Here is a 24,024-nt window from a genome sequence, read left to right as displayed (position 1 = left end):
AGCTCACGCATCTACCCGTTCCACCGGATGCGATTCAAGCCACGCGTTCTCGTCGTCGTCGAAAAGACGGGAGCGCGTCAGAAAGCGCAATCCGCTTGGCCGTTCGAGCGAAAACATGCCGCCGTTGCCCGGCACCACGTCAATGATCAACTGAGTGTGCTGCCAGTATTCGAATTGCGACTCGCTCATGTAAAACGGCACGTCGGCAATGGTGCCGAGTTTCACGTCGGACGAACCGACCATGAATTCGCTTCGAGGAAACATCATCGGCGCGCTGCCGTCACAGCATCCGCCCGATTGATGAAACAGCACGTTGCCATGTTGCGCGCGCAACGTGTCGATCAACTCGATTGCGGCGGCGGTTGCAATCACGCGAGCTACTTCTTTTTGGTCGGCCATCACATGCCCTCGCAGAAATAAAGCGAGCCGCGTGAGGCGGCCCGCTTTGGAAGAATCGCTAACCTTTGAACGCTTAGAAGAAACCGAGCGGCTTCTCGCTATAGCTGACGAGCAGGTTCTTGGTTTGCTGATAATGGTCGAGCATCATCTTATGATTTTCCCGGCCGATGCCCGACTGCTTGTAGCCGCCAAACGCTGCGTGCGCCGGATACGCGTGATAGCAATTGGTCCATACGCGGCCCGCCTGGATCTGCCGGCCAAAGCGATAAGCGCGTGTGCCGTCGCGCGTCCATACGCCGGCGCCCAAACCGTAGAGCGTGTCGTTGGCAATTTCGAGCGCTTCTTCTTCGGTCTTGAACGTGGTCACTGAAACAACCGGCCCAAAGATCTCTTCCTGGAAAATGCGCATCTTGTTGTGACCGCGGAACACGGTCGGCTTCACGTAATAGCCCTTGCTCAGTTCACCGCCAAGCGTATTACGTTCGCCGCCAATCAGGCACTCAGCGCCTTCCTGCTTGCCGAGATCCACATACGACAGGATCTTCTCCAACTGTTCCTGCGAAGCCTGTGCACCGATCATCGTTTTCGTGTCGAGCGGGTGCCCTTGCGTGATTGCCGCGACGCGCTTCAACGCGCGTTCCATGAATCGGTCGTAGATCTTTTCATCGATCAACACGCGCGACGGACACGTGCACACTTCGCCCTGATTCAGCGCGAACATCGCGAAGCCTTCGAGCGCTTTGTCGAAATAGCTGTCGTCCTGATTCATCACGTCGGAGAAGAAAATGTTCGGGCTCTTGCCGCCGAGTTCGAGTGTGACCGGAATGATGTTCTGGCTAGCGTACTGCATGATCAAGCGGCCGGTCGTGGTCTCGCCGGTGAACGCGATCTTCGCGATGCGCTTGCTCGACGCGAGCGGTTTCCCCGCTTCGAGGCCGAAGCCATTCACCACATTCAGCACGCCGGCAGGCAGCAAGTCCTGAATCAGTTCGGCAAGGACGAGAATCGAAGCCGGCGTTTGCTCCGCCGGTTTGAGCACGACGCAATTGCCGGCCGCGAGTGCGGGCGCGAGCTTCCATACGGCCATCAGAATCGGGAAATTCCACGGGATGATCTGACCGACCACGCCGAGCGGCTCATGAAAGTGATAGGCAACTGTGTCGTCGTCGATCTCCGAGATCGAGCCTTCCTGCGCGCGCACCGCGCCGGCGAAATAGCGGAAGTGGTCGATGGCGAGCGGAATGTCCGCGGCCATCGTTTCGCGCAGCGGCTTGCCGTTGTCGATCGTTTCAGCAACCGCGAGACGCTGCAGGTTCGCTTCCATGCGATCGGCAATGCGGTTCAGAATGTTCGCGCGATCGGTGGTCGAGGTCTTGCCCCACGCGGTCTTGGCGCGATGCGCTGCGTCGAGCGCGAGTTCGATATCGGCTTCACGCGAACGCGGTATCGACGTGAACGGCTCGCCCGTGATCGGCGATACGTTATCGAAGTACTCGCCACCCACGGGCTTCACCCATTCGCCGCCGATAAAATTCGCATACTGCTTCTTGTACGGGAATTCGGTCGTCAGAAACTGCATCTCCGCGTGATTCATTGTGTGCTCCTCACATGTTTGAATGGGCTATAGTCGGCGCGATGTCGCAATCGCTTGCAATCCGTTGAACGCGGCCGCGACACCGTAGAGCCAGAAGCGTGCCAATGCACCCGGCTGGTGAGCCGTGCACGGAGGACAGGCACCGGCGCACTAGATCACGCGCTATTGCGTTCCATCGACGGCGAGCAGGCGCGTCGTTTCTGATCAATATCGTTGTTGCTGTTCACGAATTGAACAGGGCCCTGGCGCAGGCTCGCGCAATCGGCGCAGTAAGCAAGCGAATGCGATCGGCATGGGACTTGCCTTGTTCTCCTCTTCGATATTCCATTGCGCGGATTCGCCATGACGATCGAAACCATTAACGCCAGCCCAACAAGTTCCGCGACTTCGACGCTCGGGACGCAGCCGAGCTTCCGCGTGCAGACCCATGTCGCTCACGACGCGGACGAACAGGCGCGCAATCTTCACGGCTGGCATCAGACCTACGACCAGTTGACGGCCGGCAGTTTTGTCGGCGGCCTGACGGAGTTGTGCCTCGACCACATGCAGGTATTCGTCGAGACGACGAGTCACACGCTGAGGCAAACCTGCGAGGTACAGAAAGACGCGTACTGGTTCGGCATTCCGACATGCCGAGCGGGCTCGGGCCGCATCGACGCGCAAGTGATTACGGGCGACGCGCTCGCGTTCCGTCCGGGCGGCATCGAGTTCGAATTGCTGACGTCGGCGGGTTATGAGATTTTCGGTGTGGTCGTGAAAGGCGAAGTGCTGCGCCGTTACGCGGCGCAGGTGGAGCGCGTCGGTCTCGCCGAGCCATTACCGGACACTGAAGTCGTGCCGATCGGCGCGGCGCGCAAGGTGCGTTTATGCGCTTCGCTGCGTGAGCTTCTCGAACACAGCGCGGCGAGCGCTGCGCCGTTGTCGTCATGCGCGCGCAACAGCTTGCAGGCGTCGGTGCTGGCGTCGCTGTTCGACGTGGGCGCGTTGCCCGCTTCTTCCGAACCGATGGCAATGCCGGCGCGTGCGCGTCGTCAGTCGATCGTGTCGGAGGCGCGCGATTATGTGCTCGCCAATCGCGACCGCGCGGTCGGCGTGCCGGAGCTGTGCGAGCGTTTGCATGTGAGCCGGCGCACGCTTCAATACTGCTTTCAGGATGTGCTCGGCATGGCGCCGGCCACTTACGTGCGCACGATTCGGCTGAACGGCGCACGGCGCGATCTGTGCAACGCATCGCGCGAATCGCGCTCCGTGCAGGACGTGGCGGCCGCCTGGGGATTCTGGCACATGAGCCAGTTTGCAACGGATTACCGGAAGCTCTTCGGCATGCGGCCTTCCGATACGTTGAAGGCCGCGATCGGCGCGCATTCCGCTACGGGCGGCCGCTCATTCGCGCACTAGTTGGCTCGTTGCGTTCGCGCCGCTCGCGTTTATTTGCGCAGCAGCCGCAAGCCGTTCGCGACCACGAGCAGGCTCGCGCCGACATCGGCGAACACGGCCATCCACATGGTGCCGAGGCCCATCACGGTCAACACCAGAAACACGCTCTTGATGCCGAGCGCCAGCGCGATGTTCTGCACCAGCACCGCATGCGTCGCTTTCGATAGGCGGATAAAGAGCGGGATCTTGCGCAAGTCGTCGTCCATCAACGCGACGTCGGCGGTTTCAATTGCGGTGCCGGTTCCCATCGCCCCCATCGCAAAGCCGATGTCGGCGCGGGCCAACGCGGGTGCGTCGTTGATGCCGTCGCCGACCATGCCGACTGTTGCGCCCTTCGCCGACCAGTGCGCGACTGCGTTGAGCTTGTCTTCCGGCAACTGATTGCCGAGCGCTTCGTCGATGCCGACCTGCTGCGCGATTGCAGCGGCCCTGTGCGGATTGTCGCCGGTGAGCATCGCCGTGCTGATGCCAACACGATGCAATTCGGCGATGGCCGCGCGGCTCGTCTCCTTGACCGTATCCGCGACGGCGAACAGCGCCAGCACGCGTTGAGCGTCGATCAGCAACACGACGGTTTTACCTTGACGTTCGAGCGCATCCAGCCGCGCTTGGAGCGAACGCGAACAACGTCCGAGTTCTTCGACGAGCCGATGATTGCCGAGCCAGTACGGCAGGCCGTCTATCTCGCCGCGCACGCCGCGTCCGGCGAGCGCTTCGAATGAATCCACGGCGACGTTCACCACGCCGTCGCCTTTCGCGGCAGTTGCAATCGCCATCGACACCGGGTGATCCGAGCGTGCCGCAAGACTCCCGGCGAGCGTCCGGCAACGCGCGGCGTCCACATCGGCGAGCGTGTCGAAATCGGTTTGCACGGGTTTGCCGTGTGTGATCGTGCCGGTTTTGTCGAATGCAAGCCGGCTCAGCTTGCGGCCTTGCTCGAGGTAGGCGCCGCCTTTGATCAGAATGCCTTTGCGCGCAGCCGCCGCGAGGCCGCTGACGATCGTGACCGGCGTCGAAATCACCAGCGCACACGGACAGGCAATCACCAGCATCACCAGCGCCCTGTAGATCCACGCTTGCCACGTTCCGTTGAACAAGAGCGGCGGCACCAGCGCAACTGCAAGCGCGACGGCGAACACGAGCGGCGTATAAACGCGCGCGAACTGATCGACGAAGCGTTGTGTGGGCGCTTTCGTACCTTGCGCTTCCTCGACTGCGTGAATGATGCGCGCGAGTGTCGTGTTGCTGGCGGCAGCCATCACGCGGTAGTCGAACGATCCGGCCTGATTGATCGTGCCCGCGAACACGGCGTCGCCGACGGTCTTGTCGACTGGCAGACTTTCTCCCGTGATGGGCGCCTGGTCCACGCTCGAACGCCCGGCCACGATTTCTCCATCGAGCGCAATCCGCTCGCCTGGCTTCACGCGTACCAACGCGCCGAGCGTAATCGCCTTGAGATCGATGAGCCGCCAGTTGCCATCGGACTGTTGCACGCTGGCCTGTTCGGGCGTGAGCTGCATCAGTCCCTGGATCGCGTTGCGGGCGCGGTCGAGCGATTTGGCTTCGATCAGTTCCGCGACGGTGAACAGCACCATCACCATGGCCGCTTCCGGCCATTGACGCAGGATCAGCGCGCCGGTCACCGCAATGCTCATCAGCGCGTTGATGTTGAGATTGCCGTTGCGGATCGCGAGCCAACCCTTGCGGTACGTTGTGAGCCCGCAGGAGGCGATCGCGAGGATCGCGAGACCCGCTGCCATCCAGGTCGCCCCGCCGAGCCAGCCTGCGGCCTCTGAAGCTGCCGCGGCGACGCCTGCGAGGGCGAGCGGCCACCATGGCCTGGAAGGGGCCGGCGGAACCTGTTCAGCGGCATTCGGCGAGGCTCGCGAATCGGCGTCCGCCAGTTCGGGCGTGAAGTCGAGGGAACGAAGCGCGGCGAGAATCGAGCCGAGCGCGTCAGGCCCGTGCACGACGGTCAACACACGCTGCATCAGGTTGAACTCCATGCTGCGCACGTCCGACATGCGGCTGAATTTCTTGCGGATCAGCGCTTCTTCGGTCGGACAATCCATTTGCATGATGCGGATCGCCGTGCGCACATCGTCGCCCATCATTTCGGATTGCGGCAACCGCGCCTGCACTTGCACCTGAGCGGGCGTATGAGCTGAGGCGCCGCAGCACGCAGCACCGGCACGGTCGTGCGCGTGCCTTTGATGTCCGTGGGCAGGCGGTTCAAGTTGTTCGGGGCGGTCGGCATTCGCCTCGCTGGCGTGCGGCATGGTGGCTTCCTTGTTCGATTTGTGGTCTAGTAAACACCTTGAAGCCACTACAAGGTCAAGACCGGCATCGGGAGGGTCTATGAAAATCGGCGAACTGGCGAAGATCGCCCATTGCACGACCGAAACCATCCGTTTCTACGAAAAGGAAGGGCTGTTGCCCGAAGCGGAGCGCACCGAGGCCAATTACCGCAGCTATACCGCGAAGCACGTCGAGCGGCTGCGCTTCATTCGCAATTGCCGTGCGCTCGACATGACCCACGACGAAATTCGCGCGCTGCTGCGTCTGACCGACGCGCCGGCTAACGGTTGCGGCGGCATCAACGATCTGATCGACGAGCACATTGCGCACGTCGATACGCGCATCGACGAACTGAAGCAACTCAAGGCGCAACTGAGGACGCTGCGCGAGCAATGCCACGGCGAACAGGCCGTCGAAGATTGCGGCATCGTGCAGGGTCTCAGCGAAATGGATGTCAGCGCGCCGCGTGCGCGGCATACGCATCTCGGTTGACGCGAACCTGGGCGTTCGGACGTGGGCGCTCGAATTTGGGCACTTTAATGCGCCTCATCCTATTCATCGCGGCGGGTAACTACCGCGGTTACACATTACCGGCTATGCCGCTGCAGGCGGCCAGTCGAATCAACAATCGAATCCAGTTGGAGAAGCAACGTGTTTACATGTAGAAACCAGTCCTGCGGCGCGCAGTGGGAGCAGTCGGACGTCGTCATCAAGAACGAGGGACAGGGACTGCTGTTCCGTTGCCCGCTGTGCGGCGCGCGCAATTACGTCGAGCGTTTTGAAGGCGAAGATGGCTCGGTACTGTACGAGCAGATGGAAGGCCGCCCCTTTCCCGGCCCGGTGGCCGAATAGTCCGTAGCCCTCAGCCGATAACGAGCCATCATCTTATGAACAGTCCCACCATCACCGCGGGCGCGCCGTTTAGCCAGTTGGCGCTGCCGCCCGCCACACTCGCGAATCTCACGCAACTCGGCTATGTCGAGATGACGCCGATTCAGGCCGCGAGCCTGCCTATCGCGCTCGCCGGCCACGATCTGATCGCGCAGGCAAAAACCGGCAGCGGCAAGACCGCGGCGTTTTCGCTGGCGCTGCTCGCGCGTCTCGACACGCGCAATTACGCCGTGCAGGCAATGGTGCTATGTCCGACGCGCGAACTCGCCGATCAGGTCACGCAGGAAATCCGCCGTCTCGCGCGCGCGGAAGAAAACATCAAGGTGCTGACCTTGTGCGGCGGCACGCCGATGCGGCCGCAAACCGCGAGCCTGGAACACGGTGCGCATATCGTGGTCGGCACGCCGGGCCGCATCATGGATCACCTCGAGCGCGGCAGTCTGCCGTTGCAATCGCTTAACACGCTCGTGCTCGACGAAGCAGACCGCATGCTCGACATGGGTTTCTTCGACGACATCGCCACCGTCGTGAAGCAATGTCCCAAGGAGCGCCAGACGCTGCTTTTCTCGGCAACGTATCCTGAAGGCATCGTCAAGCTGAGTCAGCAATTCCTTCGGAACCCGAAAGAAGTGAAGCTGGCCGAGCGGCACGACAATACGAAGATCCGTCAACGCTTCTATGAAGTGACCGAAGATGAACGTCTGCATGCGGTCGGCCTTTTACTGAACCACTATCGTCCGGTGAGCACGCTCGCGTTCTGCAATACCAAGCAGCAATGCCGCGATCTGCTCGACGTATTGCGCGCACAGGGTTTTCATGCGCTCGCGCTGCATGGCGAACTCGATCAACGCGAACGCGATCAGGTATTGATCCAGTTCGCAAACCGCAGTTGCTCCGTGCTGGTCGCTACCGATGTTGCCGCGCGCGGTCTCGACATCGCGCAACTGGAAGCGGTGATCAACGTCGACGTGACGCCGGACCCTGAAGTGCATGTGCATCGTATCGGCCGCACCGGTCGCGCCGATCAGGAAGGCTGGGCGTTGAGCCTCGCGAGCATGAACGAAATGGGCCGCGTCGGCAGTCTGGAGCAGGCGCAAAAGCGCGACGTCGAATGGCACAAGCTGTCGGAACTCACCGCAGCCAGTAATGAGCCGCTCTTGCCGCCGATGGAAACGCTGCAGATTCTCGGTGGCCGTAAGGAAAAAATCCGTCCTGGCGACGTGCTCGGCGCGCTGACCGGCGACGCTGGTTTTGCCGGTTCGCAGATCGGCAAGATCAATGTGACGGAGATGTCGACGTATGTGGCGGTCGAACGCAGCGTTGCGCGCGACGCGGTGCGCAAGCTCAGCGCGGGCAAGGTGAAGGGCAAGAAGGTCAAGGTCCGTTTGATGGATGACGCCTGACCTCGCGGTCGCGGCGGTGAAGGCGGCGCGCGCGACCTTCACCGCATTTGCCGCGTCTTTTACCCTCGCAGCCGCCCACTGGCTCCATCACATTCCGTCATACCTCCGCAAGTTCCCTCCGCCTCCGCGGGTTCGTCTTTCCTCCCCTGACGCCTCGACAGTCCAAGCCCCATCCACGCCTGCCTGCTTTCCCGCGAGCCATGACATAAACGCATGCCGCGCATGACAAAGTTTCGATTGTGACGGTTCTTTGGCTGATGCCTAATCATTCAACCGGAATGGACGGCCACGCACCCGGCGTCCGCGAACCGCTGCCGGATGGAGAAAGGGAGAAGCCTTATGCAGAGCGCCATGCAAGCCCGCTCGAAATTGCCTGATGTAGGCACGACGATTTTCACTGTGATCGGTCAACTGGCCGCGCAACACGATGCACTGAACCTGTCGCAAGGCGCGCCGAATTTCGCGCCGGACGCCAAGCTGATCGACGGCGTCGCGCAAGCCATGCGCGCCGGCCATAATCAGTACGCGCCGATGGCCGGCATCGCAGCCCTGCGTGAAGCACTCGCCGACAAGGTAGAAACGTTGTACGGCGTGCGCTACGACCCGACGAGCGAAGTGACCGTGATCGCCAGCGCGAGCGAGGGACTTTATTCGACGATCAGCGCGCTAGTGCATCCGGGCGATGAAGTGATCTACTTCGAGCCATCGTTTGACAGCTACGGACCGATTGTCCGTCTGCAAGGCGCAACGCCCGTTGCAATCAAACTGTCGTTGAGCGATTTTCGCGTGAACTGGGACGAGGTCGCCGCCGCGATCACGCCCAAGACTCGCATGATTATCATCAACACGCCGCACAATCCGACCGCGACCGTGTTCAGCGAGGCGGACATCGCGCGGTTGAAGGTCATCACGCGTAATACGGATATTGTGATTCTCGCCGACGAGGTCTACGAACACGTGGTGTTCGACGGCGCGAAACATCAGAGCATGGCGTGCCACAGCGAACTCGCGGAGCGCAGCGTGATCGTGTCGTCGTTCGGCAAGTCGTATCACGTCACGGGTTGGCGCGTCGGCTACTGCCTCGCGCCCGCCAACCTGATGAACGAGATCCGCAAAGTCCATCAGTTCATGGTGTTTTCCGCCGATACACCAATGCAGTACGCGTTCGTCGATGCATTGGCCAATCGCGAAAGCTACCTCGGCTTGTCCGCGTTCTATCAGCACAAGCGCGATCTGCTCACCCATGCGCTTTCCGAATCGCGCTTTGAGTTGTTGCCGAGCGAAGGCAGCTTCTTCATGCTCGCGCGCTTTCGCGGATTCTCCGAAGAAAGCGACAGCGACTTCGTGTTACGCCTGATTCGCGATGCGCGCGTCGCAACAATTCCGCTCTCGGCGTTTTACAGCGACGGCACCGATTCGGGACTGATTCGCCTAAGCTTCTCAAAGGATGACGCGACGCTGATCGAAGGCGCGCGCCGTTTGTGCGAAATCTGAAAAGTGCACGCCCGCCCGCGCGCCCATGCGCCGACGGCATTTTTGAACGCAGTATGATCGTCGCGCCGGTAAGCATCGCACGCTGCATATTGGCATTACAACGAAACGGAAGGGAAGGGAGCTGCTATGAAATTGCTCAAACCTCTATTGGCGCTGGCCTGCGCATTCGCAGCGGTGGCGGCATCGTCTGCTGCTGTCGCCGCCGATACATCGACGCTGCGTTTCGGGCTCGAAGCGCAATATCCGCCGTTCGAATCGAAGGGCCCGAACGGCGAGTTGCAAGGTCTCGACATCGACGTCGGCAATGCTGTCTGTGCTGCCGCGCATCTGACCTGCAAATGGGTCGAGACGTCGTTCGACGGTTTGATTCCCGCGCTGCAGGGCCGCAAATTCGACGCGATCAATTCGGCGATGAACGCGACCGAACAGCGCCGTCAGGCGATCGATTTCACGACGGTCGTATATCGCGTGCCGACGCAACTCATCGCAAAGCGCGACAGCGGTCTGCTGCCGACGCCCGCGGCGTTGAAGGGCAAACGCGTGGGCGTGCTGCAGGCGTCGATCCAGGAGACGTTTGCGAAGACGCATTGGGAACCGGCTGGCGTGACGGTCGTGCCGTATCAGGACCAGAACCAGGTGTATGCCGATCTTCTCGCGGGCCGTCTCGACGCAACGCTCGTGTTGGCGCCAGCGGGACAAACGGGTTTTCTGTCGAAGCCGAACGGCAAGGACTACGCTTTCGTCGGCCAGCCGGTGCGTGACGACAAGATTCTCGGCAGCGGTATCGCGTACGGCATCCGCAAAGGCGACACGGCACTGCGCGATCAGTTGAACGCGGCGATTGCGAAGCTGCAGGCCGACGGCACCGTCAAGACGCTCGCCGCTAAATATCTCGGCAATATCGACGTGTCCGCGAAGTGATGACGCGCGGCTCGCAGCTCTAGCGCAGCGTGAGCCCGCTTGTTGATCGAAGGTTTGGCGGCTACGATAAGTGGCTTCGCCAGGGTTGCCGCTATGTTCGCGGCTCAGGCGAAGTCCACGGAAAAATCGGAGGGCGCGCGAATGAGCGGCATCACACAGGCGGCAACTCACGCGAAGCGCGCTTGCGAGCCGCGATTCTGGCGTAGCGAAGCATTGCCGTTCATCGAGGCACGCTCCATCGAGAACGGCCGCGAGACCTGCTACGCGAAACACTCTCACGAAACGTTTTCCATCGGCGCCGTCACCGCCGGACGCAGCCTGTACGTGAATCGTCACGCGCGCGAATGGACCGGCGCGGGCGCGATTGTCCTGATGAATCCCGACGATGTCCACGCGTGCAATCCCGTTGCCGACGAGCGCTGGTCGTATCGAATGCTTCATGTGGACGTTCTATGGCTCACTGGCCTGCAACATGAACTGGGCTTCAGCGAAAACCACGCGTTCCGCGCGTTCTCGCAGACCATGACGACAGACGCGGCACTGTTCAGCGGCCTTGATCGGCTGCATCGGATTCTCGTCGACACGCACGCGGATCTGCTGCGCAAGCAAAGCGCGGCGATTACGTTTTTCTCCGAAGTGCAGCAGCGTCTGAACCCCGCACCTCTCTCGCACGACCACGCAAGTCGCCAGCTCACGCGGGCGGCCGAGTTCATCGCGGAGAATTGCACACGTTCGTTGAAACTCGAGGACGTATGTAACGCGGCCGGCCTTTCGGCATCCCACTTGATTCGCGCATTCAAACAGCGCTACGGCATGACGCCGCACGCGTATTTGATCAATCGCCGGATTCAGTACAGCCGCGCGCAACTCAGACGCGGCCGGCTGATCGCCGACGTCGCGCTCGACGCAGGCTTCGCCGATCAGGCGCATTTGCAACGCACTTTCAAGCGGCTCGTCGCAGCGACGCCCGGCCAATATCGCAGTTGAGTTTGCGTCCGCGTTTGCAGATGTTTTCCGCGTGGCGAGTTAGGACGCAAGCAGGTACAGCGCGCTCGCGGCAAGCAACGCGGCCATGATCCGATTGAATACCCTGACGCGCTTTGGCGCCTGCAGGTATTTGCGCAGGAATGTGCCGGCATAAGCCCAGCTCGCGATCGACACATAACAGATCACGAAGTAAATCACGGTGAATTGCCAGATCAGTTTGCCGTCGCCCTCGGCTGCATAGGCGCCCATGCCGGCCAGCGACGCGAGCCACGCTTTGGGATTGAGCCATTGCATCGCCGCGCCATAAGCGAACGACGGACCGCGAGACGGTTTGTCGGCGCCGAGCTGGCCGTCATCCACAGCGAGTTTGTAGGCCATATACAGCAGAAACGCGACGCCCGCCCATTTGACGATGGCGATGAGGTTAGGGAAATGCACGAGCAATTCATGCAAACCCAAGCCGATGAGCAGAAGCAGCAATGTAAAACCGACGGTCGCGCCGCTGACATGACGCATGCTCGCGGCGAATCCGTGCTGCGCGCCGGCGCTTAGCGCGACGACATTGACAGGCCCTGGCGAAATCGACGAGGTCAACGCGAACGCGGCCATGGAAAGTAAAGCGGACATCGGGTGCCTCGATACGTGAATGCGCGGGATTGGCGCGACTCAACCGTATCGGCGGCGGGGCGGGATGTATTGAAGGAAATTGCTTTGTGACGGCTACATACCGGCGTTTTCGACCACGCGGCCTTCCGCGCGCCAACGCAGCATGCCACCCGCAAGATTGGCCACTTCGTTGAATCCTGATTGCCGCAGTATCACCGTGGCTTGCGCCGAACGTCCGCCAGCGCGGCACACCGTCACGATCGGGCGCTCCTTCGTGAGTTCGGCGGTGCGCCCGGCGAGATCGCCGAGCGAAATCAGTCTGGCTGCGGGAATGCGTCCGAGCGGTCCGTCGAACTCGTCGGGCTCGCGGACGTCGACGATCTGCACCGTGCGGAGATTGTCCTCGAGCCATTGCGGGCTGATTTCCCAGATGCCCGCAAAGGTGTAGACCAGCGGCGCCCAATCGGGCTCGGCTGTCTGCGTCGGATCGGTTGCGGCGACACCGCACTTCAGGTTCGCCGGCACCGCGATGTCGATCTGCTTCGGATGCGGCAGGCGCAGGTTCGTCAAGTATCCGACGAAATCGTCTTCGCACAGCTCACCGCCCAAGCGCGGATTGAAGCGCCGCTCTTCGCCGACACTGGTGACCGTCAAACCGCGGTAGTCGTGGGCGGGATAAAGCAGGCAGGTCTCCGGCTGGGTGAAAATTTCGCTGTGGATTGCGCGGAACATCGCGCGCGCGTCGCCGTGCTGGAAATCGGTCCGGCCCGTGCCTCGGATCAGCAGGCAATCGCCGGTGAACATCATCGTGCCGTCGTCGAGCGCGAGGCTGATGCAGCCATTTGTGTGGCCAGGTGTCGCGCGCACTTCGAGGTGACGTGCGCCGAATTCGCAGCGCTCGCCACGGTTCAGATAGCGGTCCGCGCCTTCCGCGCCGCTTGCCGCCGATATCGCAATCTGACTGCCTGTGCGGCGTTTGAGCATCCACGCGCCCGTCACGTGATCGGCGTGTACGTGCGTGTCGATCGTATAAAGCAGGCGCAGTTCGAGTTCCTGGATCAGCGCGGTATCGCGGCGTACCTGCTCGAATACCGGATCGATCAGGATCGCCTCTCGCGTCGTGCTATCGGCGAGAAGATACGTATACGTGGACGATTGCTGGTCGAATAGCTGCCGGAAGATCAACACGATTTTGCTCCGTGGCTTGCATGGGCGATAAACCCTTCTGCACGCAAGCGATTGGCCGACGCGAGTCAATAGAAACCGGGCGCATGAATGCGCCCGGTTTCGCTTCTGACGCCGGGCTGGGAACTGCCCGGCGTCTTCTTCACTGCAGCGCAATTTTCACTGCGGCTGTGTCACGTACCGCAGATAAGGCTTCACGGTCTTGAACCCTTCCGGATACTTTTTCATTGCGTCATCGTTCGAAACGGATGTCGGAATGATGACATCCTCACCCGGCTTCCAGTTCACAGGTGTTGCCACCGTATGCTTCGCGTTGAGCTGGAGTGCATCGAGCAGGCGCAGCACTTCGTCGAAATTGCGTCCCGCGCTCATCGGGTACACCAGCATGGCTTTGACCTTCTTGTCCGGCCCGATGATGAACACCGAGCGCACGGTAGCGTTGTCCGCCGCGGTGCGCGTGCCGCCGCCCGCGTTCGGGTGAATCATGTCAAAGAGCTTGGCGACAGTCAGGTCCGCATCGCCGATGAGCGGATAGTTGACCGCGTGGCCCTGCGTCTCTTCGATATCCTTCACCCAGTTCTGGTGATCGCTGACCGGGTCGATGCTCAGGCCGATAATTTTCGTATTGCGCTTGTCGAATTCCGGCTTGAGGCCGGCCATGTATCCGAGCTCAGTGGTGCATACGGGCGTGAAGTCCTTCGGATGCGAAAACAGAATCACCCAATGGTCGCCGATCCATTCGTGGAAACGGATCGTGCCTTCGGTGGTTTCAGCAGTGAAATCTGGAGCTTCTTCTCCAAGTCGAATCGACATCGTCATCCTCCATGAGAGTGCGCCGGGCACTGGCGCCGCTTGTCGAAGAGGCGGTCCCCGGGCTGCCTGAATGTTTTGATCAGGCGATTGCTTGACTCACGATCAGCCTCCAGCCGCCTGGACTGTATTTGCGCGGGAGGACCATGCGGACGCAGCGAATCCAGAAGTTCTCGCCAGATTGCTGTGATGCGGGAAAAAACACCGATGCGCTACGCGTCGCGCTTAAAGCCTAGGACAAAAATGCGCATCGCTCTAGCCAGCTTGCAGGGTAAATCCGCCGTTTAGTGCAAATTTACGTATCGCTCCACATGCGCAGCAGGTTGTGATAACAGCCGACGAGCGTGCGGCGCGCGGCGTCGTCCGCGTTCGACGCGTTCAGACGCTGGATCGCGCCGTCGATATCGAACAGCATCGCACGCTGCGTATCGTCGCGCACGAGGCTCTGTGCCCAGAAGAAGCTCGACACGCGTGTGCCGCGCGTTACCGGTCGCACCTGGTGCAGGCTCGTGCCGGGATAGACGATTGCATGGCCGGCGGGCAGCTTCACTTCCTGCACGCCGAAGGTATCTTCGATCAGCAGTTCGCCGCCGTCGTATTCGTCGGGCGGCGTGAGGAACAGTGTGACCGACACGTCGGTACGCACGCGCGCGCTGCTGCCGGGCACGAGGCGAATCGCGCCGTCGACATGACTGCCGAAATGCATGCCGCCTTCATAGCGGTTAAAGAGCGGCGGATACACCTTGTTCGGCAGTACGGCGCTGATGAAAAGCGGATGCCGCTCGAGCGCCGCGATGATCCGGTCGCCCAATTCCAGCGCGATCGGCGAGCCTTCCGCGATCTGCTGGTTGCGCTTGACGGGCGCGCCCTGATAGCCGGCCGTCGCGCGGCCATCCACCCACGCATCCGTCGACGCTTCGAGATGCGCGCGCATCGCGGCGGCGTCGGCGGGACTGAATACGTCCGGGATCGAGACAATCATCGTTAGGCTTTCCTGCGAGACCGTGCGCTTTGCCGCTGCGTGAGAGAGCGGTCAGCAGCAAAGCGCGTGGCGTGCGTGACATGGGTCGCCGGTTCTGGCGCTCAGAAGAACCGATAGTTTAACGTCGCGAGGAACGTACGGCCGTTGCCCGGCACCGCGCGTCCGCCGTCCGATGGAATCAGTGCGTCGTAGTAGTTCTTGTCCGTGATGTTCAGCACGTTGAACTGCACGTCGTACTTTTTCGCGTGATACGCGGCCATTGCATCCCAGCGCGTGTAGCCGCCGACCTGCACGAAGTTGTTGTTTGCCGCGTAGCGCGACGACGTATAAATCGGACCGCCGCCGATTTCCCAATGCGGCGTGAATGCGTAGGTGGTCCACAGCGTCAGCATGTTGCGCGGCGTGTTCGCAGGCGTCTTGCCGGCCGTGCCGTCGAGCGCCTTGAGAATCGTGGCGTCCATGTACGTGTAGCCGCCGAACACTTGCCACTTGTCCGTGATGTGGCCGGCGAGGCCGAGCTGGTAGCCACGCACACGGATGTCACCATCGAGCGTGTAGCTGCCGTCCGCGTTCAGCGTGCGCGCGTTCGTCTTCTCGATATTGAAGAGCGATTGCGTGACCGAGAGACCGCCTCCGAGCAGATCCCACTTCGCGCCTACTTCATACGACTTGTTGTGCTCGGGCGGCAGATTCTGCTGTCTGTTCGTAAGCGTGAGCGCTTCGAGCGACGGGTTAAACGACGTGCCGTACGACACGTAGTAGGACTGCCAGTCGGTCGGCTGCCAGATCACGCCACCGCGCACGCTCGTGAAGTAGTTCGTCTGCGTGGCATACGACGGCAAGTTGATCGAGTTATGAATCGACGCTTCATAGCGATCCCAACGAACGCCGCCCACGACCTTCCAATGTTCGCCGATCGAAACAGTGTCATTCGCATAGACGCCGACGCCGTTCGCGCTCGACTCCGCGAGATTGGTCGCGACGGTTTTCGCATTCGACGGACGCGTCGTATAAGACGGATCGACGAGCGGCACGATCGCAATCGTGTTCGATGGCAGGCCCAGCGTAGTCGTCGCGAAACTCTGGTTGCTGTACGTTTCGTGGCTCAGATCGACGCCCGCAACGACTTCATGCTTGATGAGCCCGGTGTTGAACTTCGCCTGAATGTCCGTCGAGTTGTAGACCGAATGGTCGTTGATGTTGCGGTCCTTGCCCTGCAGCTTCACGAACAGTCGCGACGGGTCGATCGTCGTGTAGTTGCCGTTCGTCAGCGCCGCCGATGTTGGCAACGGACCTGTCAACACCGACGCCGCATTCGTCGCGCGCGCTTCCGTGCTGTAGTGGCTGAACTGGGTCTGGTTGCGCAGCTTCAGATTGTCGTTGAAGCGGTGCTCGATGCGGGCGCTGAGCGTCTGCACGTCCTGGATCGTGCGGTCGTCGGTGAAGCCGTAGAACGTGCCGCGATTGACGGGTGCCGGATGGCCGTTGAGCGCCGGAACGCCGTAGTCGGGCTGATCGCGGTTGTGCTGGATCAGCGCGGACAGCGTGATTTCCGTCGGCGTGCCGATGCCGAATTTCACTTCTGGCGCGACGCCGTAATGCTTGCTCTTCATCACGTCGCGCGACGAACCCAAGCTTTGGCCAAACGCGTTGATGCGAAACGCGGACGTCGATGTGAGCGGTGTGTTGATGTCGACGGTCGTGCGGTAGCGGTCGTGCGTGCCGGCCTGCACCGAGACATCGGCGCGGGGCTTAAGCGTGGGCTGCTTGCTGACCTGATTGATCACGCCGCCGGTCGAGCCTCGTCCGAAGTACAGCGACGACGGACCGTACAGCACATCGATCGATTCGAGGTTGAACGTGTCGCGATAGTACTGGCCGCGATCGCGGAAACCGTCCAGGTAGATATCGGTACGCGCCGAAAACCCGCGCAAGTTGATGTTGTTGCCGATCTGACCGCCTTCCGCTGCGCCGATCGTGATGCCCGGCACGTTGCGCAGCGCGTCTGTGAAGGAACTCACAGCCTGCGATTGCAGCACGGCCTTGGGCACCACCACGGCGGCTTGCGGAATGTCGCGCAGCGCGGTCGGCACTTTAGCGCCCACGCTCGACACGTCAGGCGCGAAATCCGCAGTCGTGTTGTTTTGGCTCGTCACTTTGACTGTGGGCAGAGTCGCGCTGTCGGCCGGCTGGCTGGAAGTCGATTGGCCGGCGACGGGTGTCGATGACGCTGGCTGGCTAGCGGTTTCGGGCGTTGCGGGCGTTGCGGTCGTTTGAGCGTAGAGCGGCGTCGCGAACGCGACCAGAACGGCCGCCGCGAGTGGCGTGTTTCGGAACATCTCGATACCCTGTCGTTGTCGCTATTTTTTCTGATTCGACGGACGCCAGCGCCGTCGCAGCACCGACACAGCGGACTGTCTGCGCGAGGCGTGATGGACCCATCGTCTTGTTCTCAAATGAGAATCAGTATCATTACACGAACGATAACAGTTCGCAATATCTACGGGGCATGGGAAGTTTTTGTGCGGAGGCGGCGGCGGGCGCTTTTGTAGGTTAACGCGGTGTTTGTGGGCGGCGGCGCGAAGGAGGCGTGGCTACAGCACTTGCTCGTGGAGCGCACGCAAAGATGTGCGGAACAAACAAAAAGGCCGGTTAGCTTTCGCTAACCGGCCTTTTAAATTCTTTGGTGGGGCGTGAGTGACTCGAACACTCGACCTACGGATTAAGAGTCCGCTGCTCTACCAACTGAGCTAACGCCCCAACAGAAGCGAAATTATGCAGCATGTTCCCACGGTTGCCAAGTCCCCTTTCGCAGATTTCTTAAAAACACCGCGCTGGCCGGATCGAGTCATCCTTCTCCAAAAGCATGCCGCCAGAAACACGCCGCCTTCGGCGTCCCGGTATCATGTCGCGACACTTGCCGCTCATGCGCCGCGCGGCTTTCGACTGGGAACCGCCATGAATGACAACGAGATCACCGAACTACTCGACCGCGTCCTCGCGCCGTGGGTCCGTGCGCTGACCCTAACCCCGGTCAAGGTCGATGCCGACAGTGCGACGCTTCGTCTGCCTTTTTCCGGCGAATTGCGCCATTCGGGGGGCGTCATCTGCGGACAGGTGTTTATGGCGGCCGCCGACACCGCCATGATTGTGGCCATTTCGGCCGCGCTCGGCGGCTTCAAGCCGATGACCACCGTGTCGCTCAACATCAGCTTCATGCGCGCCGTGCGCAACGGCGATGTGCTGATCACCGCCCGCGTGCTGCGCCTGGGCCGCAATCTGGTATTCGGCGAAGTGGAACTATTCGACGAGGCCGGCAAGATGGCGGTACACGCCACCACGACTTACGCATTGCTCGAATAAGCGGACCGCCAGCCGGCATCAAAGGAAAATCAGAATGTTCGATCAGGTCGTATTCGCGGGCGGGGGCAATCGCTGCTGGTGGCAGGCCGGCTTCTGGGACGTCGTGCAACCGGAGTTGCGCATCCGTCCGCGTGTGATTGCCGGCATTTCAGCAGGCGCAGCCACCGCGTGCATGCTATACACGCGCGATTCCGAATGGGTTATGCGCTATTACGAAGAGGCGCTGCGCCACAATTCTCGCAACGCCTATTGGGGGAACCTGCTGCGTGGCGAGTCGGTATTCCCGCATTACCGGATCTATCGTCAGGCGCTACTCGATATTTACGGCGAGAACTTTTCGTCGCTCGCCGAGGCGCCCGAAATTCGCATCGGCGTTTCGCATCTGCCGCGCTGGCTTGGCGCTCGCAGCGCCGTCGCGGCTGGCCTGATCGCGTACAACATCGAAAAGTATGTGCGCAAGACGTTGCACCCTACGCTGGGTCAGACGCTCGGGTTTCATCCCGAATTCGTTCGCGCGCAGGACTGCGCGACCGTCGAGGATCTCGCGGATCTGATCCTGCAATCGTCGAGTACGCCGCCTTTTACGCCGGTGTTACGGCGCAACGGCCGCCCGGTGCTCGACGGTGGAATGGTCGATAACGTGCCCGTCGGCGCGCTCGATGCCGAGGCGCCCGGCAACGTGCTCGTGATGGTCACGCGCCTCTATCCGCGCCCGCAGATTTTCGTCGTGTCGCACGGTGTGCAGCAACGGCTTTACGTGCAGCCGTCGCGCAAGGTGCCAATCTCAAGCTGGGACTACACCAACCCTTCGCAGATGGTGCATGCGTACAATCTCGGCCGCGCGGACGGCGAGACTTTCCTCGAGCGCATGCCCGATCTGCTCGAAATCGCCGCTTAACGGCGGCGTCCGCCGTGCAACGCTTCGGGATTCGCCACGCTCGCGGTGTCCCCTGCGTCGAAGGCCAGGATGTTCTTGAACGCCGCGCTGAAATACACCTCGTAGCTCTCGCGCTCCACATAACCGATGTGCGGCGTGCAAATCACGTTTTCCATGCGCAGCAGGCTGTAGCCCTGCAGAATCGGCTCGCTTTCATACACGTCGATGGCGACCATGCCCGGACGATTGTGCGACAGCGCGTTGACCAGCGCATTTTCGTCGAGCAACTCGGCGCGGCTCGTGTTCACGAGCAACGCGGTCGGCTTCATCAGCATCAGGTCTTCCTGCTTGACGATGCCGCGCGTGTCGTCGTGCAAACGCAGATGCAGCGACAGCACGTCGCTCTGTTCGAACAACGCTTCACGGCTTTCGGCCACGCCATAGCCGTCGGCGCGCGCCGCTTCGCGCGAATGCTCGCGGCCCCAGATCAGCACGTTCATGCCGAACGCCTTGCCGTAGCCGGCGACGAGGCGGCCGATCTTGCCATAGCCCCAGATGCCCAGCGTCTGACCGCGCAACACCTGGCCCAGGCCGAAGTTCGGCGGCAGCGCCGAAGTCTTCAAACCCGACTGCTGCCAGGCGCCCTGCTTAAGGTTTGCCACGTATTGCGGAATGCGCCGCTGCGCCGCCATGATGAGAGCCCACGTCAACTCGGCCGGCGCGATCGGCGAACCGCTGCCTTCGAGTACAGCGATGCCGCGCTCCGTACAGGCCGCCAGATCGATGTGGCTGGACACTTTGCCGGTTTGGCTGATCATGCGCAAACGCGGCAGTTTATCTAGGAGTTGCGAGCTGATGCGAGTGCGTTCGCGAATCAGAACAAGGGCGTCGACCTCGGAAAGACGGCTCGCCAGCTGGCCAAGCCCCCGGACGGTGTTGTTGAAAACTTTGACCTCATGGTCGGCCAGCAATTGAAAGCAGTCGAGCTTGCGAACGGCGTCCTGATAATCGTCGAGGATGGCAATCTTCATGGTATGTGTCTTGCGCCGCACCAGGGTGGTGCGGAACTGGGTGTTATGCTGACTGTCCCATCATGTGACCCAGGTCACATGCCGGTCTGGCTGAATGCCTTACCGTAGAAACTGCCGTGGAGAACGACAGCTTACGGCAAAGGCCGATTGACATCGTTTTTAACAGTTTGTTGCGTGTTGAGGCAAGCCGCTTTACAGACGGTTGCAGACACCCGTCCCGCTGGCCTGTGCCCGGCAAGCTGTGTTGAAGCCCGTGATGACCTGCGCAATTGCGCGTCGGTTTGTAGAAACTGGCGCAACGGATTGAATGCCTCTCGCATGCAGCGTCACGGGCTTGTACCGTTTTTCTATTGCCTATAAACGGAGACAAGTCGATGAATCTTCCATCATTCGAAGGACAGCCCACAGTCAAAGCGTCCGTAGGGGCGCCCGCGTGGGTCAAACATCGGAAACTGATCGACTGGGTCCAGCGGGTGGCCGCTATGACCAAGCCCGACAACATCGTCTGGTGCGACGGCTCGCAGGAAGAGTACGACCGCCTTTGTGCGCAGATGGTCGAAGCCGGCACGCTCAGGAAGCTGAATCCCGCCAAACGCCCCAACTCGTTTCTGGCGTGCTCCGATCCATCCGACGTGGCGCGTGTGGAAGACCGCACCTTCATCTGCGCGCAACGCCGCGAAGACGCGGGCCCGACCAACAACTGGGTCCCGCCGGATGAAATGCGCTCTACGCTCAACGGCCTGTTCGACGGCGCGATGCGCGGCCGCACCATGTACGTGGTGCCTTTCTCGATGGGTCCGCTCGGCTCACCGATTGCGCACATCGGCGTCGAACTGAGCGACAGTCCATACGTGGTCACCAACATGCGCATCATGACGCGCATGGGTCGCAAGGTGTACGACGTGCTCGGCGAAGACGGCAACTTCGTGCCATGCGTCCACTCGGTCGGCGCGCCGCTCGAAGCGGGCGCGAAAGACGTGCCCTGGCCATGCAACGCGACCAAATACATCGTCCATTTCCCTGAAACCCGCGAAATCTGGAGCTACGGCTCGGGCTACGGCGGCAACGCGTTGCTCGGCAAGAAGTGCTTCGCGCTGCGCATTGCATCGACAATGGGCCGCGACGAAGGCTGGCTCGCCGAGCATATGCTGATTCTCGGCGTCACATCGCCGGAAGGACGCAAGCATCATGTCGCGGCCGCGTTTCCGTCGGCGTGCGGCAAGACCAACTTCGCGATGCTGATACCGCCGGAAGGGCTGAACGGCTGGAAAATCTCCACCATTGGCGACGATATCGCGTGGATCAAGCCGGGCAAGGACGGCCGCCTGTACGCGATCAACCCGGAAGCCGGCTACTTCGGCGTCGCGCCGGGCACGAGCGAAAAGACCAACTTCAACGCAATGGCCACGTTGAAGGAAAACGTCATCTTCACGAACGTGGCGCTGACCGACGACGGCGACGTCTGGTGGGAAGGCATGACCGACGAACCGCCCGCGCACCTGATCGACTGGCAAGGCAAGGACTGGACGCCGGCCAGCGCGAAGGAAAGCGGACGCAAGGCGGCGCATCCGAACGCGCGCTTCACGGCGGCGGCGTCGCAGTGTCCGTCCATCGACGCGGAATGGGAGAACCCGGCGGGCGTGCCGATCGACGCGTTTATCTTCGGCGGACGCCGCTCGACCACGGTGCCGCTCGTCACAGAGGCGCGCAACTGGGTCGAGGGCGTCTACATGGCGGCGACCATGGGTTCGGAGACGACCGCCGCGGCCGCCGGCCAGCAGGGCGTGGTGCGGCGCGATCCGTTCGCGATGCTGCCGTTCTGCGGCTACAACATGAGCGACTACTTCAGCCACTGGCTGAAAACCGGCGAGCGCCTCGCGCAACTGAACGCGAAACTGCCGAAAATCTTCTGCGTCAACTGGTTCCGCAAGGGCGCGGACGGCAAGTTCGTCTGGCCGGGCTTCGGCGAAAACATGCGCGTGCTGGGCTGGATGGTCGGCCGCATCGAAGGCACGGCGCAGGGCGAGGAGCATGCGTTCGGCGTGTCGCCGCATTATGACGACATCGACTGGAGCGGTCTGGACTTTAGCCGCGAGCAATTCGAGCAGGTCATCTCCGTCGACGACGCAGCCTGGCGTGCCGAACTCGCGTTGCACGCAGAGCTGTTTGACACGCTGCAGCAAGGCTTGCCGCCCGCCTTGGCGCAGGCGAGAAGCCAGCTCGAAAGCAAGCTGGCCGCCTGAACATGTGAGTGTTCACTTTGCATCTGGAAGCCGCCTTCGGGCGGCTTTTCGTTTTTCGGCGGCGGCCGGCCGTCAGCGTTCGCGCATTCAGAAGCTCGGAAACGTTGTCGCGGCTGTTCCCGCAAACGCCGCTCTCAAGCTGCATTGCAGCACATTGTTTCTTTTCTCGGAACAATTCGTGGTCCAGCCCCACATTCGGGCGCATAGTCGCATGAAAATTGACGAAATTTCCGCTTTTACGGGCAACTTCTGCACGATCGCGCCAGTCGTAGGAGAATCCCTAGTTCGCTTCACTGGTTATCACCGATTGTCAGGAAGCCGTAACACGGCAGGAGTTGTCATATGGACCATTTGCAGTCGATGCGAGTTTTCGTCAAAGTGGCGGATCTCGGCAGTTTTGCCCGCGCTGCGAGCGCGATGGATATTTCCAACGCAGTTGCCACCCGTCACGTTGCCGACCTCGAGGGACGTCTTGGTACGCGACTGCTCAACCGCACCACCCGGAGCCTGTCTCTGACCGAATCCGGCCAGGTTTATCTCGAGCGCGCGCGCCAGATCCTCGACGAACTCGAAGACGTCGAGCAGATGGTGGTCGCGCGAAACCACGAGCCCGTCGGCACGCTGCGAATCGTCGCGCCGGTCGTGTTCGGCTTGCACAACCTCGCTCCCGTGCTCCAGACGTATGCGGAGCGTTATCCGAAAGTCATTCCCGATGTGACGCTGGTCGACCGCCAGGTCGATCTCGTCGAAGAAGGCTTTGATGTGGGCGTCGTGATTGCTCGGCAAATGCGCAGCGCGAGCATCGTCACGCGGCGTCTGACCACGGGCTGCATGACCGTGTGCGCGACGCCGGCGTATCTGAAGAAGCACGGCACGCCCACGCGTCCTGAGCATTTGCTGGAACATCCGTGCCTGAGCCTGCCCTCCGAGTATTGGGGTGACGAACGCGTGTTCACGGGTCCCGAAGGTGAAGTGCGCGTGCGTCCGTCGAACGTGATCGTGGCGAACAATACGGAGATGCTGCGTCAGTTCGCGCTGCTCGGCATGGGAATCGCGATCCTGCCGAGTTATCTGATCGGCCGCGACATGACGCGCGGCAGGCTGGTGCGGCTGCTTGGCGATTATCGTTTGCCGCAGGTCGAGATCAACATTGCGTATCCGAGCCGCCGTCACTTGCCGGCGAAGGTACGTACGTTCATCGACCATCTGGTCGAGCATTTCAGCCAGACGCCGAACAGCCTGCTTGGCGAACAGTGGATCAAGGACGGCGTCGGGCGGCCCGCGTCGCAGGCGTCGTTCGAATCGGCGGATTCGATGCCCCCGGAAGCGTTCGACGGTGCGGAGCCGTTGTCGCGGCTGCTGGACAGCGAGTTATCGCCGCTGCCAAATGCGTTGGCCAAAACGTCGAACCGCACGCGGCCCACGGCGTTGACGCCGCTGTAAAGCGCGGTTTGCGAATACCGGCCGCGCGATAACAAGCGCGTTCCGGAAGAGCGTAAAAAA

20 protein-coding genes and 1 tRNA gene are annotated in these 24,024 nt (G+C 61.4%); 11 read left to right on the top strand and 10 right to left on the bottom strand.

The window, feature by feature from the left end; all coding sequences use genetic code 11:
* Positions 1–3 precede the first annotated feature (3 nt).
* Positions 4–399 (bottom strand): DUF779 domain-containing protein, encoded by a 396-nt coding sequence (locus tag C0Z16_RS11635; protein WP_102632275.1) that lies wholly within the window; start codon positions 397–399, stop codon positions 4–6.
* A 73-nt stretch (positions 400–472) separates the two neighbouring features.
* A complete protein-coding gene (gene adh, locus C0Z16_RS11630) occupies positions 473–1,993 on the bottom strand; it encodes an aldehyde dehydrogenase (RefSeq protein WP_102632274.1) in 1,521 nt (506 codons plus the stop codon).
* Positions 1,994–2,335: 342 nt separating this feature from the next.
* On the opposite strand from adh, the gene C0Z16_RS11625 reads away from it, so the two are divergent.
* A complete protein-coding gene (locus C0Z16_RS11625; protein ID WP_102632273.1) occupies positions 2,336–3,391 on the top strand; it encodes a helix-turn-helix domain-containing protein in 1,056 nt (351 codons plus the stop codon).
* A 29-nt stretch (positions 3,392–3,420) separates the two neighbouring features.
* Here the strand turns inward: C0Z16_RS11625 and C0Z16_RS11620 are convergent, their stop codons facing one another.
* Complete coding sequence (locus C0Z16_RS11620; protein WP_102632272.1) at positions 3,421–5,709, bottom strand: heavy metal translocating P-type ATPase; 2,289 nt, start codon at positions 5,707–5,709, stop codon at positions 3,421–3,423.
* A 79-nt stretch (positions 5,710–5,788) separates the two neighbouring features.
* On the opposite strand from C0Z16_RS11620, the gene cadR reads away from it, so the two are divergent.
* The 6 genes from cadR (at position 5,789) to C0Z16_RS11590 (ending at position 11,424) form a co-directional block, all read left to right on the top strand.
* Positions 5,789–6,220 (top strand): Cd(II)/Pb(II)-responsive transcriptional regulator, encoded by a 432-nt coding sequence (gene cadR, locus C0Z16_RS11615; RefSeq protein WP_102632271.1) that lies wholly within the window; start codon positions 5,789–5,791, stop codon positions 6,218–6,220.
* 159 nt (positions 6,221–6,379) lie between these two features.
* The gene (locus C0Z16_RS11610) at positions 6,380–6,580 is read left to right on the top strand and encodes a hypothetical protein (RefSeq protein ID WP_102632270.1); all 201 of its coding nucleotides are present in this window, start codon (positions 6,380–6,382) and stop codon (positions 6,578–6,580) included.
* 35 nt (positions 6,581–6,615) lie between these two features.
* Positions 6,616–8,022, top strand: a complete 1,407-nt coding sequence (gene dbpA / locus C0Z16_RS11605) for an ATP-dependent RNA helicase DbpA (protein ID WP_102632269.1) — start codon at positions 6,616–6,618, stop codon at positions 8,020–8,022.
* 339 nt (positions 8,023–8,361) lie between these two features.
* Positions 8,362–9,516, top strand: a complete 1,155-nt coding sequence (locus C0Z16_RS11600; protein WP_102632268.1) for a pyridoxal phosphate-dependent aminotransferase — start codon at positions 8,362–8,364, stop codon at positions 9,514–9,516.
* Between the two features lie 126 nt (positions 9,517–9,642).
* Entirely contained in the window at positions 9,643–10,437 is a 795-nt protein-coding gene (locus tag C0Z16_RS11595; protein WP_102632267.1) for an ABC transporter substrate-binding protein, read from the top strand.
* 141 nt (positions 10,438–10,578) lie between these two features.
* Positions 10,579–11,424 (top strand): helix-turn-helix transcriptional regulator, encoded by an 846-nt coding sequence (locus C0Z16_RS11590; RefSeq protein WP_102632313.1) that lies wholly within the window; start codon positions 10,579–10,581, stop codon positions 11,422–11,424.
* A gap of 39 nt (positions 11,425–11,463) precedes the next feature.
* Here the strand turns inward: C0Z16_RS11590 and C0Z16_RS11585 are convergent, their stop codons facing one another.
* The 6 genes from C0Z16_RS11585 to C0Z16_RS11560 all read right to left on the bottom strand — a co-directional run bounded on the left by C0Z16_RS11585 (position 11,464) and on the right by C0Z16_RS11560 (position 17,767).
* On the bottom strand, positions 11,464–12,051 hold the full coding sequence (locus tag C0Z16_RS11585; RefSeq protein ID WP_102632266.1) for a LysE family translocator: 588 nt from the start codon (positions 12,049–12,051) through the stop codon (positions 11,464–11,466).
* A gap of 93 nt (positions 12,052–12,144) precedes the next feature.
* On the bottom strand, positions 12,145–13,215 hold the full coding sequence (locus C0Z16_RS11580; protein WP_102632312.1) for an MBL fold metallo-hydrolase: 1,071 nt from the start codon (positions 13,213–13,215) through the stop codon (positions 12,145–12,147).
* Positions 13,216–13,374: 159 nt separating this feature from the next.
* Positions 13,375–14,028, bottom strand: coding sequence for a peroxiredoxin (locus tag C0Z16_RS11575; RefSeq protein ID WP_102632265.1), 654 nt, complete (start codon positions 14,026–14,028; stop codon positions 13,375–13,377).
* Between the two features lie 292 nt (positions 14,029–14,320).
* Entirely contained in the window at positions 14,321–15,007 is a 687-nt protein-coding gene (locus C0Z16_RS11570) for a Fe2+-dependent dioxygenase (RefSeq protein WP_102632264.1), read from the bottom strand.
* 101 nt (positions 15,008–15,108) lie between these two features.
* Positions 15,109–17,346 carry a TonB-dependent receptor gene (locus C0Z16_RS11565; protein ID WP_102632263.1) on the bottom strand — a complete coding sequence of 746 codons (2,238 nt, stop codon included), beginning with the start codon at positions 17,344–17,346 and terminating at the stop codon, positions 15,109–15,111.
* Between the two features lie 345 nt (positions 17,347–17,691).
* Positions 17,692–17,767: transfer RNA gene (locus tag C0Z16_RS11560), tRNA-Lys, on the bottom strand.
* Between the two features lie 198 nt (positions 17,768–17,965).
* On the opposite strand from C0Z16_RS11560, the gene C0Z16_RS11555 reads away from it, so the two are divergent.
* The gene (locus C0Z16_RS11555; RefSeq protein ID WP_102632262.1) at positions 17,966–18,370 is read left to right on the top strand and encodes a PaaI family thioesterase; all 405 of its coding nucleotides are present in this window, start codon (positions 17,966–17,968) and stop codon (positions 18,368–18,370) included.
* Positions 18,371–18,404: 34 nt separating this feature from the next.
* Positions 18,405–19,268, top strand: coding sequence for a patatin-like phospholipase family protein (locus tag C0Z16_RS11550; protein WP_102632261.1), 864 nt, complete (start codon positions 18,405–18,407; stop codon positions 19,266–19,268).
* Here C0Z16_RS11550 and C0Z16_RS11545 read toward each other — a convergent pair.
* Positions 19,265–20,278 (bottom strand): D-2-hydroxyacid dehydrogenase family protein, encoded by a 1,014-nt coding sequence (locus C0Z16_RS11545; protein WP_102632260.1) that lies wholly within the window; start codon positions 20,276–20,278, stop codon positions 19,265–19,267. The two genes, C0Z16_RS11550 and C0Z16_RS11545, sit on opposite strands and share 4 nt — an antisense overlap.
* A 374-nt stretch (positions 20,279–20,652) precedes the next feature.
* On the opposite strand from C0Z16_RS11545, the gene C0Z16_RS11540 reads away from it, so the two are divergent.
* Positions 20,653–22,521: a phosphoenolpyruvate carboxykinase (GTP) gene (locus C0Z16_RS11540; RefSeq protein ID WP_102632259.1), complete on the top strand. Its 1,869-nt coding sequence runs from the start codon at positions 20,653–20,655 to the stop codon at positions 22,519–22,521.
* A gap of 342 nt (positions 22,522–22,863) precedes the next feature.
* Positions 22,864–23,964: a LysR family transcriptional regulator gene (locus C0Z16_RS11535; protein ID WP_102632258.1), complete on the top strand. Its 1,101-nt coding sequence runs from the start codon at positions 22,864–22,866 to the stop codon at positions 23,962–23,964.
* The last annotated feature ends 60 nt before the right edge of the window (positions 23,965–24,024 follow it).

The sequence above is a fragment of the Paraburkholderia rhynchosiae genome (assembly GCF_002879865.1).
Lineage (GTDB): Bacteria > Pseudomonadota > Gammaproteobacteria > Burkholderiales > Burkholderiaceae > Paraburkholderia > Paraburkholderia rhynchosiae.
This window is presented reverse-complemented; position numbering and strand designations above follow the sequence as displayed.